This window comes from Vreelandella zhaodongensis (assembly GCF_013415115.1).
Classification (GTDB): domain Bacteria; phylum Pseudomonadota; class Gammaproteobacteria; order Pseudomonadales; family Halomonadaceae; genus Vreelandella; species Vreelandella zhaodongensis.
In genome coordinates, this window is sequence record NZ_JACCDD010000006.1 from 101,464 (window position 1) to 120,779 (window position 19,316).

Genomic DNA, 19,316 nt, shown 5'->3' on the forward strand with positions numbered 1-19,316 from the left:
CATAAAATAATCCTGCCTATTAAATAACCAAGTTATCAGGAGCGACTATGAGCTTTTACGTCTATCTTTCTGGCGAAATCCACACCGATTGGCGCGAAGAGATTCAGCGCGGCGCTGATGCAGCGGGCCTGGATATCGTCTTCACCGCACCCGTCACCGATCATGACGCTAGTGACGCCGCAGGCGATCACCTGGGCAAGCCGGAAAATGGCTTCTGGCGCGACCACCAGTCCTCCAAGGTCAACGCCATCCGCACTCGTACCATGATCGAGCAAGCAGATCTGGTAGTTGTGCGCTTCGGCGACAAGTACAAACAGTGGAACGCCGCGTTTGATGCAGGCTACTGTGCCGCACTCGCCAAGCCCTACATCACCCTGCACAGCGAAGACATTGTTCACCCGCTGAAAGAAGTTGATGCCCAAGCCCAAGCCTGGTGCACCACCACCGACCAAGTCGTTGAAACCCTGCGTTACGTCCTAAAAGCCTAAGCACACAGCGCCTCCCGCAACGTCGTCACTGCACTGATGTTGTGGGGGGCGCTTTAGCGCGCGATGATCCCGCCACATAAACAACCTCTGCCACTGAATCGATACTCTGCCCTGGTGTTGTGAGAGGGAGCTTCAGCTCGCGAAGACTCAGCCACATAAGCAAGCTAGCCACCCCGTAGCGCGGCGTAACGCTTGGCGAGGAACGAGCCAAAAGGCACCCGCGAAGGCAGTTGCCCAAAGCCTGCTCCAGCTCAATTTTTCTTCAAATCCACGTGACCTAAGCTTAATTTATCAATAAAGTATGATTAAATTGTAAAAACGAGCCGGCACGCGAATTTTGGATATTTTGCCATGCTGGGTAAATAAAACTATAAAAACAGTGATTTATTATTTTTGAGGTGGCTAGATAACACCAATAAACGTGCTGACATGTTCAAGGGTGTTATGCAGCAGGCTATATAATCACTGTTACGCAACTACATCATGTGAAATCGTAGAATGAACTACCTATGAATAGACTGCTAAAAGAATTACAGGATAGGTTAGACTTTGAGGGTGTGATTTCAGACGCATCTACCCCTAATGATTTATTGCCTTCGAGATATGAAGACAAAGTTGGGGGTGAGCTGGGGAAAGAGTTTGTGGCAAGCCTTGTGAAAATCATACATGAAGAAAAGTATTCTCCTGCTGAAGCGTCATTCATTCACGTTCCCAAGCCTGGTTTCACCACAAGGCCTGCAGCACTACTCACTTTAGCAGATAGATTGGTTTATGAAGCACTAATTAATGCCATAAAACCTGCAATCGAAAAAAAACTCATAAGTGATGTGTATGTTATGTGGCCTCGCGCCAACTATGTACCCAAAAGGTGGGGCCAGTTTGAAAGAGCTCCGATTTCTACGGGCGAGGAGTACATTGTAAATATCGACATAACTGCTTTCTACGATTCTATAGATCATTCGGTTTTAGAGGGTAAGATTGTTGAGATAATTGGTGAGAATGCTTTTGCTCGAGCCATAAGCTCGTTTCTCACTAGGATTATGGGTTCGAATCGAGGGATTCCCCAAGGTATCTTGGCTTCTGATACGCTAGCCACTCTTTATCTTCAATCCGTGGATTCTGCAATGCTTAGATCTGGATTTAATTACTGGCGTCATGGGGATGACATAAGGATGAGCGCTGAGAATATATCTTTAGCTAGGCAATCAATAGCTATTGCAGAGATTGAATTAAGAAAAATTGGGTTAGTATTGAACTCATCGAAATGTGTAATACAGCGAGCCGAGCACTATGATTCTCATCTTCAAGAAACTAGCAAAGTATATGATCTTATAAAACAGAGATTGTATGAAGAAAAGGTAGAAGGTGTGAGTTCTGATTCTGATGTTTTGCAAGAGCTCATGGATGAAGCAGAGTTAGACGATCAAATGAAGTGGGATTTGTTCTATCATGAGTCAATATCCATTGAGGATGTAATTGAAGAAATTCGAGAGCATCTTCAGCCCGATGAACTGGAAATTGCTAAAACTCTATTTGATGAAACTATGGAGGGTATACCTGATGGTGAAAATCCACTTCCAAAAGATCAATTTCACGTACAGATTAAAAAATCAATGTTACGGCTGGCCGCGGGTAAGTCAGATATCGCTGTTGATAAATGCTCAAGCCTAATTGGTAAATTTCCAGACAAAACAGAGCTGATATGTAACTATCTAATATCTTTGGCATCTGTCTGCCCCCGTGATGTTGCATCTCAAGCAGAAGATATTATTAACTCCGACCTGTTTTTGACTGCATGGCAAAAAGCGTGGATATATAGAGTTCTCGCTGAGTGCAGTGAAGAAATAGCAGAAAAAACGAAGGAAGCTATTAGTAGAAACTGTAATGATCAATATGCCCATTGGCTAGAACGTGTTGAAGGATTTAAGGTTCTATCTAAACTCGGTGAGCTTCCCTTTAAACTGGTGATGCAAAGCTGGGAGGTGGCTCCAATAGCATACAAGCCTGATTTAATCGCGTCAGCGGTTTATTTATCGAAGAGTTGTGAAAAGTCTCAACGTTTTCTAGAAGGAATAAAGCAGTCACCTATCGAGCGGGTTGTGGCAAGGCACTGTATTGCTAGATCATAGATTGGGGTATTTAATGCGTAACAAGTGCATCAAAGGTGACGCCTGGCGGCGTACTTTACGCAGGCATTGTGGCTGTAGTAAAAGCCGCTGATGCCTAGTTTTGGAGTAGTCGGAAAACAGGCAGATGGTCATTATTCGGCGGCTACAACCTACATCCTGATATAAGTATCGCGTCTACCGCACACACTCAGTTACTGAGAGGAATCATGGAAGATTTAATAGGCAATGAGCAGATAGGATCAGTAACTGCCCGCTGCTAACACTGGGCTTTCTACGTTGCCTAATAAGGCGACGGGAATGACTGCTTCTCTCCAGCTGTCATTCCCGCATGCCTTTAGCGGGAATCCATTTCGATTTAAGCACCCTAGCTTCGGCTGAAAAGGTCAAATTGGATTCCCGATAACCCCACTCGAGAATGACAGGGTTGAGGTGGTTAGTTCATACTCCTCGGAACGAGCATTTATTCCCGTTTACTGGTGGTGTGCCACTGTGTTAGAGATGGCGAAACAATTTGAATTATCTCTGCACGTAAGGCGAATAAACGAGAGCGAACAACTTCCAAAGGGTGTAGGTATGCATGAACATTACGATTTTTCAGAGTCAGTTAAGAATCCCTACGCCAAGAAACTAAAAAAATAAGTCACGATTCGGCTGGATGAAGATACCATCGCGTATTTCAAAAAACTGGCGGAAGAAAAAGATCTACCGTATTAGTGCTTAATGAATCTCTATCTACGCGACTGTGCCCAGTCACATAAAGACCTCAAGCTTGAGTGGAAATAAACAGTTGTACAATGGCTTCTGTTGGACTGTTCAAAGTTTCGTGTTTTCCTTGGCTTTTGCCAGCCCAGGTCAGAAGTTGGGCTGAAGGGCAGATGGCGATTTCAATATGTGCTATGACAAGCCACTAATTAATCGGCCTGCCTTCCTTGATAGCGGGGACATTGCATTTGTGTTCCCACAGGCCATGCAGGAGAAGTCTGACGAGATTGCGCTCGGCCACCAGTTAATCTGTAAGCGGCGTTTATTTGGAGCTGTTTACAGAGAGTTTCTTCCGAAATTTTTTGACAACATGCCGCCGGACAGTGGTGTCATGATCGGCGCCTTCGTCCCTACTGACAAGGTCTTGCCGGGTGTGCTATTCCCTGGCGACATAGACCTGCTCATTATCCCTTATGCAAGCGACCGTCTGTTGCTATCAATGACCCTGGCAATTGAGTTGAAGGTCGTTCGCGCGACGTATGCTCGGCAAGGCCGCTCGCCTAATCAGTACGGATTCTCGCAGGCAAATGCTTTGTTACGCTGCGGATTTCCTTACGCTGGGGTTGCTCATCTCATTGTTTCGGATGAAAGCCCTGAGGATGCTTGGCGTGACGTTTATGAGACGACTATTGTCGACGAAACGGGGAGGTGTTCTCCACTAAGAACTGTCCGTAAAGATATGATGCCAAGTGCTTTGATAAACCGATCGTTTGGCCGACTACGTTCTAACTGTTCTTCTGATGAACTTGGTTATGTTTCAGTCTATATCGCAAACGAGGGAATCTGGGATCCCCTTGGCAGGCAAGCGACTCATAATCCCGATGCATCAGAAGAGACGATGAGCGCGGTAGGTGATTTCTACGAGCTGAATGCTCATAAGTTTTTGGATACCCGGCGCTACTGAAGTAACTTGTCTCAAAGCACTGATGCATGGGGATTCACCACCAAGGTCAACGCTACCTGCACCCGCATCATGATTGGGCAAGCGGATCTGGTGGTTGTGCACTTCTGCGACAAGTACAAACAATGGAACGCCGCCTTTGATGCAGGCTACTGCGCCGCACTCGCCAAGCCCTACATCACCCTGCACAGCGAAGACATCGTTCACTCGCTGAAAGAAGTCGACGCCCAATCCCAAGCCTAGTGCACCACCACCGATCACAAGTCGTTGAAACCCTGCGTTACATCCTCAAAGCCTAAGCCCGCTGCGCCTCCTGCAAGCACCGCTTGTGGGAGGGCGCTTCAGCTCGCGAAGATCCAGCCACATAAAACAATCTAGCCACCCCGTAGCGCGGCGTAACGCTTGGCGAGGAACGAGCCAAAAGGCACCCGCGAAGGCAGCTGCCCAAAGCCTGCTCCAGCTCAATTTTTCTTCAAAGCCACGTGACCTAAGCCAATTTTATGAATAGAGTATGATTAGATTAGCAAAGCTAGCTTGCACACGAATTTTGGATATACAGCCAAATTATTATTAATTTAATTTAATGTCAGATAGTTAGGTACGTTTCGGCGCGCGCTATAAGAAGGTTGAACAGCGCAGCGCGTTTATTCAATATCAGAACGTGCAGCCTAATCACTCTGTTAGGCACCAAAATCATAAAAGGAGGGAGTATGCCCAGAAAGTCTCCATATTGGATTGGCAAGCGTCCATCAGATAGCAAGCGCTGGGCAGGAATGACCTCTGCGACCATATTGGCTGGAGAAGCAGAGAGAGAAGCCACTTACAGACTTTATCGTCGATATGTAAAGCAGTGGAACGACATTGAGCTGGATACCAACCGATCGCTGGATGAGCACACGCATGAAATTAGTGGTGCGAAAGCTGTTGGCGGTCAGCGTCGATTTATCTTAAGCCATCAAAATAATAGGCAGAACCAGTGGATGCTTGAAGTTTGTTTTTCGCGGGGTTTTAAACAGTACTACCCAGGGATGTCTTGTGGCCTAAATCCACTAAGATCAACAGACGACATTAGAAGCATAAGGCTTCATTGGAGCGAAGACGGTGACCGGGAATTCCAACAATGGCTTGAGTCAGATCAGAGACAGAATCAAGACAACGGTGAGTGGACTGAATACAAAGCCTAACCAGTCATGCAGTTCGTTCCAGCTCTGACGGGCTTCCACCGGACGGCCTTTTCTCCGCTTCGCTGCGCAAAGGCCGCCGCTGAATATTAGCGTTATGCCGCAGGGAGTAATCATAACCAGTGCCATATGGATAAAGATGATGAGAAGGATGGTCGTCGAAATTGACGCTGGGTAGAGTGCGACCCCTGATAATATAATTAGGTATCGGTTGAGCCAATGACGATAACAAAAGCCGACAAATATTCAGCCAGCGAACAAGGCTTGGGGTACATCTACCAAGCTCGTCTCGCCCTGCTTCATTTATTGCAATTGTCGGAGGACACCGCTGTCTTCTTGGAAAAGGACGACGACCTCGATTTCATTGACGGTAATGGCGGAAAATCTCTCGCATCACTCAAGCACAAGGCGGTAGGCGACAAGCTGGCCAATCTGTCCACGGACTTTTGGAAGTCGGTGAACATCTGGCTGGAGCGGTACAAGCGTGATGGACGTTCCGCATCTAGCCTGCAGTTCTTCCTGTTTACTACGGGGACCGTGAGTGTCGGTTCGTTTCTCGCACGTCTTCTCCCTAACCAGCCCGCCCCTTCAGGCGATTTGGCGCCACTAACTGAACTAGCGAATGCCTCGCTCGCCAGCTCTAAGTCGCAACTCATCGCGCCGATCGTTGCGTCGTTCAATGAGCTGAGTGAACCAGAGAAGCAGGATTTTCTCGAACGTATTCTGATCCTAGACGGCAGCTCGCGTATCGATGATATCCCGTCGATCATCAGGGATAAGCACATGCGAAGTATCCGGCGCGAACACCGCGAGTTCGTGTTCGAGCGACTGGAAGGCTGGTGGACTGATGCCGTGATTAAGCAGTTGACACACGCACGGACGGAAGGAATTTTCGGTTATGAGGTATCGGACAAACTCTCCAACTTTGCCGAGGAATACAAAACGGACAACCTTCCCATCACTTTCCGAGGAAAACAGCCCGCAGGCGAGATTGATATCGAGGAAGATCCTCGCTTGTTCGTGGCGCAACTCCGCGAGATCGGCCTCTCCTCCAGCCGTATCAGAAGTGCCGTCCTAGATTACTATCGCGCGTTCCAGCAGCGATCCGCTTGGGCACGCGAGAACCTGCTGGTGTCAGAAGAAGTCGAGGAATACGAAGATCGTCTTGCTGACGAGTGGAATCGCTACAAGGATGTTGTCTTCGAAAAGTTGGCAGACGATAGCGCCGAGAACGCGCTTCGTGAAGCCGGCGCGATGCTCTATAACTGGGCGGAGTTCGAGACAGGAAAGCTCGAATCCTTACGCATCCGCGCCCGAGTTACTGAGCCTTATGTCCTCCGTGGAAGCTTCCATATTTTGGCTGATGCCGCGCCCGAACCTAGGGTCTACTGGCATCCCAGATTTTTTGATCGTCTTGGCAAAGTACTCGGAGTGGCCTTGTGAAGCAATGGAACCTGCGCCCTGTCGAGATTCGGAATCTGTTCAACCCAGCCTTCTGCGGTTTGGTCCTTTACCGTGCCCTCTCTAGTTACGAGGAACAAGATACCCGCGGCATGCCTTTCTCTCTTTCGCTGCTGGTACTGCCATTGTGCCTACACAAGGATTCGCGAGAAGTCCTTGCAGGCAGTCCACGTAGTTATCTCCTCAAGACCACGGAAAAGAACCAGCAGATTACACTGGGGTTCGCTGACCGAGTGACGCAGATGCTGCCCTATGTCTTCGAGGGTTTCGGTTTGCTGATGGAACGGGGGTGCATCGTCGTTGGGGATGACGGTCGCATTCAGGCCGTGCCCAACAAGGTTCGCAAGACCGTCAGGGGAACTGACGAGACCGTTTCTTGCCAGAAAGTGGCACGGATCCTGGGGCGGGAATTCGCGCGCATTGCCGATCCGGTGACCGTTTACACGACTTTTGGGATTCGTCCATGAAGATTAGCTCTATCCATATCTACAGCCACGACGGTCAACGCCGGGATCTCCGGTTTAGGGTCGAAGGGCTCAATGTCATAACCGGACGCTCCTCTACCGGTAAGTCTGCACTCTCCGAGATCATTGAGTATTGCATGGGCCGCTCCTCATTTAATGTTCCCGAAGGCGTAATTCGCGACAAAGTGGCATGGTTCGCCGTGATCTATCAGTTCGAGAAAGAGCAGGTTCTAGTGGCTAAGCCGAGCCCAGCTAGCGCAGGAGCCAGTTGCAGCATGGCGATGCTCCGACGTGGTACTCAGTTGCAGACGCCTGCGTTCAAGGATTTGGCGGCCAACGCTGATGACGATAGCGTTGTGGAATTGCTGTCGCGCCTGCTCGGTGTTCCCGAGAACCGCACAGATGTCGCGCTTGAACACAGCCGCGACAGTTACGACGCAAACGTCAAGCACACGTTCTACTATCTGTTCCAGAAGCAAGGGCTGATAGCCAACAAGGATCAGCTCTTCTACCGCCAGAACGAGCCGTACCAGCCTCAGGCAATCCGCGACACTCTGCCGATCCTGCTCGGCGTCTCTTCCTGCGACCGCTATGAACTGGAATCTCGTCTGCGCACAGCCCAGCGGGATCTGAGGATTAACAGCAAGCAGTTGGAACAGGCGCGCAACGCTATCGACACATCGCACGAGCAGGCCATCAGCCTCTATTCGGAAGCCAGAAGCGTCGGTGTCATTGGAGGCGGGGAGAGCGCGAACGGAAGCGGGATCATCGAGGCGCTGAGGTCTGCGCTGTCGTGGAAGCCCGAAATGGTACCCGACGACGACGGCGGCCGGATTTCGCTCTTGGAAGAAGATCTAAGCCAGCTGCGCCAGGAACGACGAGACACCCAGGCGAGGATCGACGCGGCACGACAGTTTGCCAAGCGGGCGGGTGGCTACGAGAATGAGGCAGCCGAACAATTGGATCGACTGGCGTCGATCAAGGCTATGCCGAAAAACCCGGACAACGGCGAATGGCAATGGCCGTTCAGCGAGCGAAACCTAGCGATGGAGTCTCCAATCGCCGCGGCCTTGCTCGGCGAGTTGGAGTCGCTTGACAGCGAATTGCGCATCGCGACCGGCCAGCGTCCAAAGCTCGAATCCTACCTTTCCGAACTGACGAGCAAAGTGGACGAGATAGCGGGCGCCATTAAGCAGAAGGAAGCAGAACTATCTGCGGCGATCTCGGCTAACGAGGTCATATCTCAAATGGGCTCCCGCAATAATGCGGCAGCGCGCGTGGTTGGTCGCATCAGCCTGTTTCTGGAGACGCTTCTGCCGAACGAAGAACTTGCTCGGTTAGAAGCACAGAATCGTCGTCTCAACAATAAGGTTAAGCAGCTTGAAGACCAGATTGGCGCCGATGACAGCAACGAGCGCTTAGCCTCGATTCTCAACACTATCTCCGTAAACCTGTCACGTTATATCCAAAAGTTCAACGCCGAGTTCAGTCCTTACCCCGCGCGGTTAAGCCTGCCACAGTTGACTATAATTTTCGATCGCCCCGAACGCCCGGTTCCGATGGCGCGGACTGGAGGCGGCGAAAATCATTTGGCCTACCACCTATCGGCACTGCTTGCGCTACATCTTTTCGCCGCAAAGAATGACCGGCCAATCCCTCGCTTCCTGCTGATCGATCAGCCGACCCAGGTCTATTTTCCGTCTGAGCAGGTCTATAACGACGCCGATGGATCAATACAGAAGACAGAGGCCGATGCCGACCTAGATGCAGTGCGTCGACTGTTCGAGTTATTGCTAAAGTTCACTCAGGAGGAGGTTCCTGGTTTCCAACTAATCATCACCGAGCACGCGAACCTTCGTGACCACTGGTTTCAAAAATCGTTGGTCGAAGAGCCTTGGACAAAGCCGCCGGCCCTAGTTCCAGAAGAGTGGCAAAGCATATGATCTGCACGATATGTCAATTATGAAGGCATAGCAAAGCATTGTAGCGGACAAGCCGCTGAATGCGGAGTTATAGAATACTGGAGAGAGTGTGTTAATTGGCGACATTAATATTCAGGCATTGCTTGAGGAGTTTGTTGGCGAGCAGGCTCAACTACTCAAGAATGACGCAAGTGAGCAAGCAATATCGCATCAGCTGGCGAGAAACTATCTCCTTACTTATCCGATTGGCACGTTGACTGTGAATACAATCGGAAAATGGAAGTCGTGAAAAGACTAATTTATGCGGTTTCGCCTACCGGGGAAGCCTCTGAGCGTAACGTAGTGCCAGACATTATTATTTACAAGCGTATGACAGCCGAGAATTTACTGGCTGTAGAGATCAAGAAATCGACTAATCAAGAGCATAGCTTTAAAGATCAGGCGAAACTCTCAGCGTTCAGAGATCAGTTGAGCTATCAGAATTCGTTGTTTATTCGTTTTCTCACCGGGGGAAATAATACTGGAATCGTCGAGTGTCATTGGCAGTGAATTTTATAACAAAGCTAGGCACGGCGACGGCTTTTTCGTTTCGCCTTCACTATAAAGCCGCGCGTACTAGCGGCGTTAGGGCAAGGAGAGTAAATTGCCGAAGTACGAAGAAGCTTCTTATTTAAATGACCAGAATGAATGGGAGCTTGTCTCCTATTTAGAGCTGGCTAGCGAAGAACGAAGAGCGGATTTGCGCGAAAGGGATCTCAGGGAAAAGCCTCAAGGTCTTTTCCAGCTTGGGATCAGAAATCACCCCAAAACGCCACATTTCTTTGAGAAAAAACCTATCAGGACTGATTTGCAGCCAGGTATCAAAGAGAGCGAAGAGCATAATAAGCAGCAAAAAATGATATGCGCTTTTCTTAACAAGTATGAAAAACATAATCTTGGTTATTATGAGCGTCCATGGGATAAGCAAGACAAAGGGTATGAATCACTGGTAAAGGTCAAGAATTATACATGGGGTAAAGAGGTAAGGTTTGGACTAATATACGGGAAATATGTTGTTTTCGATATATTTGGAAGAGATGAAGAAAGTTTGGCTTTAACAGATAAGTCGCCTTTCATAGCAATAGAGGTTGTTGATACGCACTTTCATTCTCAGAAGGCGTTCAAAGTTTTACTAGAAACAAGCAAAAACCTACCTTTAATCGTAGGCTATATGTTTTTGACTGTTACACCTCATTTTAACTCAGTAAAAAAGCCGGTCAGATCTAACTCATTTTCAAACGTAAGGTTCCAGTGCTACATCTCTGATGGCTCATTTTGGTACCGGAATGAGCGGCTCGAAGATCTTTATGAAGTTTCACCTGCCGCGCCGGAAGTGTATTACAATTTGATTAAGGAGAAGCTATATGAAGATGGCTATATTAGGGCGGAACCTTAATAAAAAAGCCCTAACAAGCGCAGTCACGGCGACGGCTTTTTCATTGCGGCTGCGCCTTCATTACTAAGCCGCGCGTGTTGCGGGCACTATGCAAAGCGTTCGCCTTGACGTACGTGTTATAAAGCATACACTTGGTGGAAAGTTTAACACGCAAGAGGTGCATCATGACCGGAATCACAGCGACTGAGGCGCGCAGCAACCTTTATAGGTTGATTGACGAAACGGCCGAGTCCCATCAGCCAATTGTCATTATGGGCAAGCGTAACAAGGCTGTCCTGGTATCCGAAGAAGACTGGTCAGCCATTCAAGAAACACTTTACCTGCTATCTGTACCTGGAATGCGTGAGTCTATTTGTGAGGGGATGGATACCCCCGTGGATGAGTGCAATGAGGAGCTAGACTGGTGACATGGAAGTTGATCTACACCAAACAAGCCCAGAAAGATGCAAAGAAACTAGCCTCCAGCGGCCTCAAGCTAAAAGCTCAGGAATTGTTGGAACTGGTTGCAGAAGATCCTTACCGCAAACCTCCCCCCTTTGAGAAGCTAATTGGCGATCTTGCAGGAGCCTATTCTCGCCGAATCAATATCCAGCATCGCTTGGTGTACCAAGTACTCGAAGATGAGCAAGTGGTAAAAGTTCTCCGGCTTTGGAGCCACTACGAATAATGCGTAACCAATCGCTGTTGCCGGACAATTTCTCCACCGCTGCGCGGCTCCAAAATTGTCGCAAAGTTAGGTCGTCGAGGCTGCAGAAAAACTCCGTATACTGCAAAGTTCTGGTAGTGATCAACTACCAAGATCAGCTCCAACCGGGTACCTTCGCGCACTCGTTAGACTTATCCTTTTTCCATCCCAAGTACCGCAACTGTGCGACTGCTCGGCTGGCTATGTTATCAATCAAGGTTTTCAAGGCGATCCATCAATATTATGGCGAGAAAAACACTCAGTTTGAAAACGAAAAGGCAGCTAGATGCCAAGCCCGCCGACGAAGTTGAAGATCAATTTCCTGATGATCCCGAAAAACGTTTTTTAAATGGCGTCGCTATTCATCCCTCCCCACGCATTGTTTTAGAGCTTGGTTCTAAGCAGCGTAGTGTGCGCGCGATGGATTTGATTACGCCTATTGGGATGGGGCAACGTGGGTTGATTGTTGCGCCGCCGGGCTCTGGCAAAACGACGATGTTAAAACATATCTGTCAGGCCGTGGCAGAAGCTTATCCTGACATAAAGCTGTATGCCTTGCTGATTGATGAACGCCCTGAAGAAGTGACCGATTTTAAGCGCAGTGTGTCGGCAGACGTACATGCATCGTCTTCCGACGAAAGCTACTCACACCATGTGCACTTGGCCAATAAGCTGCTTGAGACGGCGCGTAAGCAGGCGGGCGAGGGTCATGATGTGATGATTGTGATCGATTCTCTTACGAGACTGTCGCGCGTTCATAATGCCGAGCAGCGCGGCAATGGTCGCACCATGTCGGGTGGGCTGGATTCTCGCGCGATGGAAATACCACGGAAACTGTTTGGCGCTGCGAGAAAGATCGAGAATGGCGGATCGCTCACCATTCTGGCCACCGTACTGGTGGATACCGGAAGTCGTATGGATCAGGTGATTTTCGAGGAGTTCAAGGGCACGGGCAATATGGAAATCGTGTTATCACGGGAAGTGGCAAGTCAACGGATTTTCCCAGCGATAGATATTGCCAAAAGCAGTACCCGTCGAGAAGAGCTTTTGATTGATGCAAAAGACATTGAAAAAGTACGCACATTGCGTCGAGCGTTGACACATCTTAAGCCAGTAGAAGGCGCGCAGAAGTTGTTTGAGTTATTGGAGAGATATCCAACCAATGCCGAGCTGTTAGATGCGTTTTCACCCGCCTAGCGGTGGAAACGGTCTTTGACGACTGCAAGTTTTTTAAAAGAGACGTTGACTCCAGAAGTATTTAACAGTGAAGCCCACCTTTATATTTATCTAAAAGGTGAGCTTCTTTGTTAAGGCTTAACGACTGCTTTTTTTAACATGGTTCAAGTTGGAAGCGGGTACTGCTTTTTTAACCGGAAAGCCCTCAACTTCTTTGCGCTCAATCGTATTTTTCAAACGCTTTTCAATCGCACAAAGGTTCTTAAAGTCACTGATGTCGACAAGAGAGATGGCTTCACCTGAGGCACCCGCGCGGCCGGTGCGACCTATACGGTGGATGTACTCTTCTGGCTGAAAAGGTAAATCGTAATTCACCACACGGCTCAGTTCACCGATATCCAACCCCCGAGCGGCTACGCCCGTGGCAACTAGGTACTTCAGTTCGCCAGTTTTGAACTGATCTAACACCTTCTCGCGCATGGCCTGGCTTCTGCCGCCATGAATGGAATCGGCAGCGATGCCGCGTTTTTCCAGTTGAGCAACAAGCTTGGCTGCACTGTGTTTTTTCTCGACAAAAATAAGCGCCTGATCCCACGCTTGCTCGTTGATTAAGTGACTCAACAGGGCGGACTTGGTGTCTTTGTCTACCGTGATTAGCCACTGTTTGATATTGGCGGCGGCGCGGATGTTGGGAGAGATGGATATGTCAGCCGCCAGGTCGGTCATCTTACTATCTGAAAAACCGTAGGCGAGGGCGCGAACGTCGCCGGTCATGGTGGCTGAGAACAGTAGGTTCTGACGGTTTTCAGGCAGGCGTACGATGATTTTGTGGATATCATCGACAAAGCCCATGTCGACCATTCTGTCCGCTTCGTCCAGCACCATGACTTCAAGTTCATCAAAGTGCAGCGCACGCTGATGCGCTAAATCAAGCAACCTACCCGGCGTGGCGACCAGAATATCCACTCCTTCGATTAGCCGGTCTTTTTGCGGCGCGGTATCAACACCGCCATACACAGCCATAGAGGTTAACTGTGTGTGTTTAGCGTATTGAGCCACATTGGCTTCGACCTGAACCGCTAACTCGCGGGTCGGCACCAAAATCAGCGCACGTATGCGCTTGCCGCGTAACGTTTCCGCGTTGCTGAATCGCTCTAGCAGAGGCAGAACAAAGGCAGCAGTTTTGCCTGTGCCTGTCTGTGCGGTGGCGATTAAGTCTTTGCCCGAAAGAATGGCAGGAATCGCTTGTTCCTGGATGGGCGTTGGCGTTTTGTAACCTAGTTCGGTAATCGCTTGAACAAGAGGACGGGATAAGCCTAGTTTTGAAAATGGCATGAGGTGCTCAGACAGATGGTCGTAAGGTGTGTCGAAAATTAAAGATGAGGCAGTATAGCGTAAATAGCGTCGACGTCAGTGGTTGCGGCTCAGATGAATGTCCAGGCCAACACTCTCGTGATCTTATTTCCCTGCTTCATCTCTATTTCCCGTACATCAACGGCACCGAGCTTACGAATCAACTTCTTGGCAGGCTTAACATTGTCGGTTTTTGAAACCAGGCTGGTAAACCAGCGGCACTGAGTTGAATACAACTTACTTTCTCTTATCAGTTTTTTAAGAAACAGCTGTTCGCCTCCCTTACACCAAAGCTCGGCTCCCAGCCCGCCAAAATTCAGAGTAGGGAATTGGTTTTTTGGTTGTTGTTCACCGCGACTGCGAGCAAGGTTATTGAGTTTAAGCTGGCTACCTTTAAGTGCTTCATCAAGCGAGGCGTGGAAGGGCGGGTTGCATACACTGACATCAAAAAACTCGCCAGCTTGAATAATCCCTTCAAAAATGTGGTTTTTATCGTGCTGCATGCGCAGCGTGAAGCGCTCTTTGAGTGTGGGGTTGTTGGCGATAATCGTGGCTACGTTTTCAAGCGACTGAGGGTTAATGTCACTACCGACACACTGCCAGCCGTAAATTTGGCAGGCCAGTAGTGGGTAGATTCCATTGGCTCCAGTCCCTATATCGAGCAGCTTGATGCTGCGCTGTTCACGCCCCAACAAGTCAGCTATGTAATGGATATAGTCGGCTCTGCCTGGGATTGGAGGGCACAGCGCGCCCTCTGGAATATCCCAATCGACAATGTTGTAGTACCGGTTTAATAACGCAGCATTAAGCGTTTTTACTGCCAATGGGTCTGCGAAATCGATGGAAAGGTCGCCATGCGCGTTCGGTTTCACATGGGGGGCTAATGCTGGGTGGCTTTTTACGAGGGCCGGGAAGTCATAGCCTTGGTTGTGTCGATTCCTCGGGTGCAGGCCTTTGCGAACAGGCTTGGCTTGGCTTTTTTCACTTCGATGGGGAATGCTCAAAATAATAGGCCTGAGGCTTGGCGCTCAATAGTAGAGTGGGGTTGGCTTGGCCAGTAATTATAATCTCAATGGCTGTGACGTGCATGCTCGGCAGTTCGAGGGTAGCGAGAGGTCACCGGTTCATTACACGTTTGTTTCTTGTCGGGTTCTGGCTTTTTGCTCTGCCTGATCGAGAAGTACGGGGCCGCTACCTGATTCTGCCAGCTTGTCGTCGGGGTTGTAGAGTGGGCAATTAGTCATGCTCAGGCAACCACAGCCGATGCATCCCGCTAGGTTATCGCGCAGTTTTTGCAGGTAAGCAATTCGGCCATCAAGCATCTGCTGCCAGTTTTTTGAAAGCTGCTGCCAGTCTTCCACTGTTGGTGTGCGGTTATTCGGTAATGATTCAAAGGCCTGCTTGATTTCCTCCAGGCTGACGCCAACTCTCTGTGCTGCTTTTATTACCGAAATTCGCCTTAGCACTTCTGGTTTATAACGCCGCTGATTGCCCGAATTGCGCCAGCTGTGGATCAGCCCTTGCTGCTCGTAGTAGTGCAAGGTACTAACCTTAATACCGCAGCGCTTCGCTACCATTCCGACACTCCAAATAGCCTCTGCCATCACTCACCCCAAAATTTTTTTGCCATTCTTTCCCATAAACCACTTTACCTCAACTTAAGTTGAGGTTTTATCCTGCCATTTCACTTAACGCAAGGAGACGCTTATGTACTTAGAACACGTGAATCTGGTGGTTACTGATATGGATGCCATGCTGGATTTTTACCGGGCAGTCTTTCCACACTGGCGGGTGCGGGATGAAGGCCATGGCGAGTGGTATGGCAAACCACGTAAATGGGTGCACTTTGGTGACGATGAAAATTACTTGGCGTTAAGCGATCACGGCGAAGGGGCGAATCGCGATTTGAAAGGTCACAGCGTTGGGCTGGCCCATTTTGCGTATGTGGTCGATAACCTCGATGCCGTTGTTGCTAGGCTCAATAACGCAGGCTATGCCATTGCCAAACCTGGCGCTACAGAGCCGTTTCGGAAAAATGTCTATTTTGTCGATCCGGCGGGTTTTGAAGTGGAGTTTGTCGAGTACCTGAGTGACATCCCAGCCGAGCGAAATTTAAACCGTGATGCTTAGCAACCAGCAGTACAGCAACGGAAAGGGTCAGTGTAATGAACGTTGCCGTTGTGTTTCATTCTGCTTTGGGCAGTACTAAGCAACTCGCGCAGGCTGTCGCTGCTGGAGCGGCAGCGCAGCATAGCGTTCTGTAAGAGGGGGGGGCATGAAGGCGAATGTGGTCCGTTACGGAGTAATTCTTAATACTGAACACTACTTAGAGTGTGTCGCTTTCTATCGGGAACTATTTGGCTTGCATCAGCTGTTTGAGAGAGACGAAGGCGGCTTTAAGCTAACCTGTTTAGAGTTTGGTCATGGTTATTTGATGGTCGAACAGGGTGGTAAGGCAAAGAAAGGCGTCAAATCGCCAGAAGAAAGTAGTTTTAAATTGCGATTCAACGTTGATGACTTGGAAGAGGCGCTAAGGGAGATCAGAGCTTGGGGTATTCAAACCACCATTATCGAGAATGCTTGGGGTAGAACTATCAACATCGCCGACCCCGATGGCAACCGCGTTGGTATAAGGGATGATGCTGGTTTCGCAAACCAGATCAATACTTAAAATATTGCCGCTGGGTTTATTATTGGTGCCAGCTTAAGCGGAGGTCAGTTGAATACCCTTCAGTACATGCAAGTGTTCGCGAATCAGCATGGCATGTGCTGGGTCGGCTTGGATATACCGGGTAACTACGATCCAGAAATGCGTAATCGGCTGGGAGCACAGTCTGGGCTTATCGCTCATTCAACAGATGGCGTGCTAAATGAAACAGACTTGCTCGCCGCGCGTTATTTAGGCCAGCGGATGGCGCAAGTCAGCAAGAAGTTTGCGGCTTGAGGGTTGTTCACTTGGGCGTGCAGCAGGTGCTGACTAGTGATAGATTTACATTAAATTAGTAAAAAATAATGTAAATTGCATTAGCTGCTGACATTCAGGAGATTTTTTATGAGAGTTGAAACTCAAAAAGGGATATTGGCAAGCGAGTGGCACTACTTAACTCAATGGAAAGAGAGAGTATTTCCTGAAGAGGGGCGTAGCAAAGAGTGGTCACCTGTTTCCTGGCATAGCATCGCCTACTCGGAAGCGAATGATCCTATTGGTCACATTGGTTTTGATCGTTTTGAAGTGCTAATTGATGCCGAGCCACGCTTTGTAATTGGTATTGGTGGGGTTGTTGTGCGGCCAGAACATCAAGGGCAAGGCATACCGGCTTTACTGTTTAATGAAGTGCATCATCAGGCGAGTAAGCGTTTGGGAGCTGATGTATTTACGCTTTTTTGTCCGTCTCGACTCGTTTCGTACTATGCAAAACAGGGTTATCAGCGGCATCGTGGTGGCGTTTATTTCCTACAGCAAGGTGAGAAAGTACTTTCTACTTTCGAGTTCATGCATTGTGGCGAATTAACCGCGGATGGAGAGGTGGTGCTACAAAGCGAGCCCTGGTGAGTGTTGGTTTTCGTCTAGGCGCATTAGGATACCGCCACGCAGTTTAAACAAGTTTTGTAAGCTCTATTGCGTATATCTCAGCGGTCACGTGTGCCGGTGTCAATGTCTAAAGGAGTTATGGAGCGTTATAAATGGAGATAAGAAAATCATCCAGGCTAATAATAGTCGATGAAGAGGGGCGTTTACTCCTGTTTTTATATCACGATGAGCATCATGCGCCATTTTGGGCGACCGTTGGCGGCGAGCTGAAGTCCGGTGAAGGCTATGTTGAGGCTGCTGAACGTGAGTTATATGAGGAAACAGGCTTAATACAAAACGTTGGTGAAATGATAAGAGAGCGAGATGACGTCTATGCCGTTGCGAGATCGGTGCCAGCACGGTGGCTTGAACAGTACTTCTTAGTTGAATGGCCTGCTAATAGAGACGTATTTGCTGCAGAGTGGACCGATGAAGAAAAGAGTACGATTCAAAAGTGGAAATGGTGGAGCTTAGACGAGTTGCTCGATAACGACCCTGATCTTTTCAAGCCCAAATGGCTTCCTGATTTACTTCGCTCTGTGCTGCACAAACAACGGTTATCAAACGAGTCTCTGTAGTGCATTGGTTCAGCTGACCATCAGTAAGGAATATTTAAATGATTCGCAAATACCGAGAGACGGATATTGACCAGATTTTGGATATCTGGCTTTCAGCATCGATTAAAGCGCATGCTTTTGTTGAGGCGGAATTTTGGGCGTCAAAGGTTAACGAAATGCGTGATGTTTATATCCCTGCATCGGAGACGTTTGTTTTTGAATCTGACAATCAGATAGCAGGATTCTACAGTTTGTACGGAAATACACTGGCTGCCATTTTTGTATCCCCAAAATTACAGGGCGAAGGTGTGGGGTCAGCGATGCTTGATGATGCCAAGAGCAGAAGGGAGTGCTTGCAACTGACGGTTTATCAGGAAAATACTCCCAGTATCAACTTTTATAAAAAGCAGGGATTTATTTCATTAGGTGAGCAAGTTGATGAGCGAACTGGCCATCCAGAGTTAGTAATGGAGTATTACGGTTAACAACGCGTTGTGGTCGCTTGTAGGTCACTTGGCACAAACCAGCAAAAAGTTGAGATATGCGTTAACAGGCCTTAAGCAAGGAATAGAGATGGATCAAGAAGCGCTGATCAAACAATGGATAATGAGTGATCCTGATCGTTTGGAGGCGCTGACTATCGCGGCTGCGCAGGAGCTGCCGGGTTGGTGTCTCGCTGCGGGGTTCGTTAGAAATTTGGTGTGGGACAAGCTGCATGACGTTTCAGCGAGTACGCCATTGAACGACATTGATTTAATTTACTTCGATTCGAACGATATAAGCGTTTCTCGTGATCGTGAGATCGAGCAAAGGTTAAGAGGCGTCTCAACCTTTCCCTGGTCAGTAAAGAATCAAGCAAGAATGCATGAGCGAAATAGGGACTATCCGTATACCTCAACTGAAGATGCGATGAGTTTCTGGGTCGAGGTGGAAACTGCTGTAGGCGCTGCGTTGGATGATAGTGGGGAGGTCATCATTGTGGCTCCCTTTGGTGTTAAGCCACTGTTTGACTATACCATTACATTAAATCCAAAACGGCCAAAACGAACGGATTTTGAAGCTCGGGTATACAACAAGCGGTGGCTTCAAACTTGGCCAAAGTTGGTGGTAAATGCTTAGCAAGTTAGCAGTCGATTGTGCTGTAACCCAGCACCGCTGCGCGCTGCTTTTGCGCCGGGCCGCCGCTGCGGGTGCGCTTCGCTTACCACGCACTACAACACCTATTAATTTA

Annotated in this window: 21 protein-coding genes and 1 pseudogene; 19 read left to right on the plus strand and 3 right to left on the minus strand. The window is 48.8% G+C overall.

Annotation, left to right across the window (positions count from 1 at the left end; genetic code table 11):
- Positions 1 to 47 precede the first annotated feature (47 nt).
- The 12 genes and pseudogenes from HZS79_RS11605 to rho all read left to right on the plus strand — a co-directional run bounded on the left by HZS79_RS11605 (position 48) and on the right by rho (position 12,625).
- Entirely contained in the window at positions 48 to 488 is a 441-nt protein-coding gene (locus HZS79_RS11605; RefSeq protein WP_009723617.1) for a YtoQ family protein, read from the plus strand.
- A gap of 509 nt (positions 489 to 997) precedes the next feature.
- Positions 998 to 2,617, plus strand: coding sequence for an RNA-directed DNA polymerase (locus tag HZS79_RS11610; RefSeq protein WP_179927962.1), 1,620 nt, complete (start codon positions 998 to 1,000; stop codon positions 2,615 to 2,617).
- Positions 2,618 to 3,506: 889 nt separating this feature from the next.
- Positions 3,507 to 4,283: a hypothetical protein gene (locus HZS79_RS11615; RefSeq protein ID WP_179927963.1), complete on the plus strand. Its 777-nt coding sequence runs from the start codon at positions 3,507 to 3,509 to the stop codon at positions 4,281 to 4,283.
- A 36-nt stretch (positions 4,284 to 4,319) separates the two neighbouring features.
- A pseudogene (locus HZS79_RS11620) lies at positions 4,320 to 4,579 on the plus strand (YtoQ family protein); the annotation flags it as partial.
- 411 nt (positions 4,580 to 4,990) lie between these two features.
- Positions 4,991 to 5,464, plus strand: coding sequence for a hypothetical protein (locus tag HZS79_RS11625; protein WP_179927965.1), 474 nt, complete (start codon positions 4,991 to 4,993; stop codon positions 5,462 to 5,464).
- Between the two features lie 216 nt (positions 5,465 to 5,680).
- Complete coding sequence (locus HZS79_RS11630) at positions 5,681 to 6,904, plus strand: ABC-three component system protein (RefSeq protein WP_179927966.1); 1,224 nt, start codon at positions 5,681 to 5,683, stop codon at positions 6,902 to 6,904.
- Positions 6,901 to 7,389, plus strand: coding sequence for a three component ABC system middle component (locus tag HZS79_RS11635; protein WP_179927967.1), 489 nt, complete (start codon positions 6,901 to 6,903; stop codon positions 7,387 to 7,389). Before HZS79_RS11630 ends, HZS79_RS11635 begins: the two co-directional genes overlap by 4 nt.
- Entirely contained in the window at positions 7,386 to 9,329 is a 1,944-nt protein-coding gene (locus tag HZS79_RS11640) for a DUF3732 domain-containing protein (RefSeq protein ID WP_179927968.1), read from the plus strand. Before HZS79_RS11635 ends, HZS79_RS11640 begins: the two co-directional genes overlap by 4 nt.
- A gap of 622 nt (positions 9,330 to 9,951) precedes the next feature.
- Positions 9,952 to 10,743 carry a hypothetical protein gene (locus tag HZS79_RS11645; protein ID WP_179927969.1) on the plus strand — a complete coding sequence of 264 codons (792 nt, stop codon included), beginning with the start codon at positions 9,952 to 9,954 and terminating at the stop codon, positions 10,741 to 10,743.
- 164 nt (positions 10,744 to 10,907) lie between these two features.
- Positions 10,908 to 11,150, plus strand: coding sequence for a type II toxin-antitoxin system Phd/YefM family antitoxin (locus tag HZS79_RS11650; RefSeq protein ID WP_179927970.1), 243 nt, complete (start codon positions 10,908 to 10,910; stop codon positions 11,148 to 11,150).
- Positions 11,147 to 11,410 (plus strand): Txe/YoeB family addiction module toxin, encoded by a 264-nt coding sequence (locus tag HZS79_RS11655; RefSeq protein WP_179927971.1) that lies wholly within the window; start codon positions 11,147 to 11,149, stop codon positions 11,408 to 11,410. Before HZS79_RS11650 ends, HZS79_RS11655 begins: the two co-directional genes overlap by 4 nt.
- Positions 11,411 to 11,671: 261 nt before the next feature.
- Positions 11,672 to 12,625: a transcription termination factor Rho gene (gene rho, locus HZS79_RS11660; protein WP_179927972.1), complete on the plus strand. Its 954-nt coding sequence runs from the start codon at positions 11,672 to 11,674 to the stop codon at positions 12,623 to 12,625.
- Positions 12,626 to 12,742: 117 nt separating this feature from the next.
- Here the strand turns inward: rho and HZS79_RS11665 are convergent, their stop codons facing one another.
- From HZS79_RS11665 to soxR, 3 genes are all read right to left on the minus strand, one after another.
- Complete coding sequence (locus HZS79_RS11665; RefSeq protein WP_179927973.1) at positions 12,743 to 13,939, minus strand: DEAD/DEAH box helicase; 1,197 nt, start codon at positions 13,937 to 13,939, stop codon at positions 12,743 to 12,745.
- An 89-nt stretch (positions 13,940 to 14,028) separates the two neighbouring features.
- Entirely contained in the window at positions 14,029 to 14,961 is a 933-nt protein-coding gene (rlmF, locus tag HZS79_RS11670) for a 23S rRNA (adenine(1618)-N(6))-methyltransferase RlmF (RefSeq protein WP_179927974.1), read from the minus strand.
- Between the two features lie 123 nt (positions 14,962 to 15,084).
- Positions 15,085 to 15,561, minus strand: coding sequence for a redox-sensitive transcriptional activator SoxR (soxR, locus tag HZS79_RS11675; protein WP_179927975.1), 477 nt, complete (start codon positions 15,559 to 15,561; stop codon positions 15,085 to 15,087).
- Between the two features lie 103 nt (positions 15,562 to 15,664).
- Here soxR and HZS79_RS11680 point away from each other — a divergent pair, with 103 nt between their 5' ends.
- The 7 genes from HZS79_RS11680 to HZS79_RS11710 all read left to right on the plus strand — a co-directional run bounded on the left by HZS79_RS11680 (position 15,665) and on the right by HZS79_RS11710 (position 19,204).
- Positions 15,665 to 16,087, plus strand: coding sequence for a VOC family protein (locus HZS79_RS11680; protein ID WP_179927976.1), 423 nt, complete (start codon positions 15,665 to 15,667; stop codon positions 16,085 to 16,087).
- Positions 16,088 to 16,232: 145 nt separating this feature from the next.
- Positions 16,233 to 16,628 carry a VOC family protein gene (locus HZS79_RS11685; RefSeq protein ID WP_179927977.1) on the plus strand — a complete coding sequence of 132 codons (396 nt, stop codon included), beginning with the start codon at positions 16,233 to 16,235 and terminating at the stop codon, positions 16,626 to 16,628.
- Between the two features lie 48 nt (positions 16,629 to 16,676).
- Positions 16,677 to 16,901 carry a flavodoxin family protein gene (locus HZS79_RS11690; RefSeq protein WP_218927989.1) on the plus strand — a complete coding sequence of 75 codons (225 nt, stop codon included), beginning with the start codon at positions 16,677 to 16,679 and terminating at the stop codon, positions 16,899 to 16,901.
- A gap of 108 nt (positions 16,902 to 17,009) precedes the next feature.
- Positions 17,010 to 17,510, plus strand: coding sequence for a GNAT family N-acetyltransferase (locus HZS79_RS11695; protein ID WP_179927978.1), 501 nt, complete (start codon positions 17,010 to 17,012; stop codon positions 17,508 to 17,510).
- Positions 17,511 to 17,641: 131 nt separating this feature from the next.
- Positions 17,642 to 18,106 carry an NUDIX hydrolase gene (locus tag HZS79_RS11700; protein WP_179927979.1) on the plus strand — a complete coding sequence of 155 codons (465 nt, stop codon included), beginning with the start codon at positions 17,642 to 17,644 and terminating at the stop codon, positions 18,104 to 18,106.
- Between the two features lie 38 nt (positions 18,107 to 18,144).
- Positions 18,145 to 18,570, plus strand: a complete 426-nt coding sequence (locus HZS79_RS11705) for an N-acetyltransferase (protein ID WP_162219273.1) — start codon at positions 18,145 to 18,147, stop codon at positions 18,568 to 18,570.
- Between the two features lie 88 nt (positions 18,571 to 18,658).
- Entirely contained in the window at positions 18,659 to 19,204 is a 546-nt protein-coding gene (locus HZS79_RS11710; RefSeq protein WP_179927980.1) for a nucleotidyltransferase family protein, read from the plus strand.
- Positions 19,205 to 19,316: the final 112 nt, after the last annotated feature.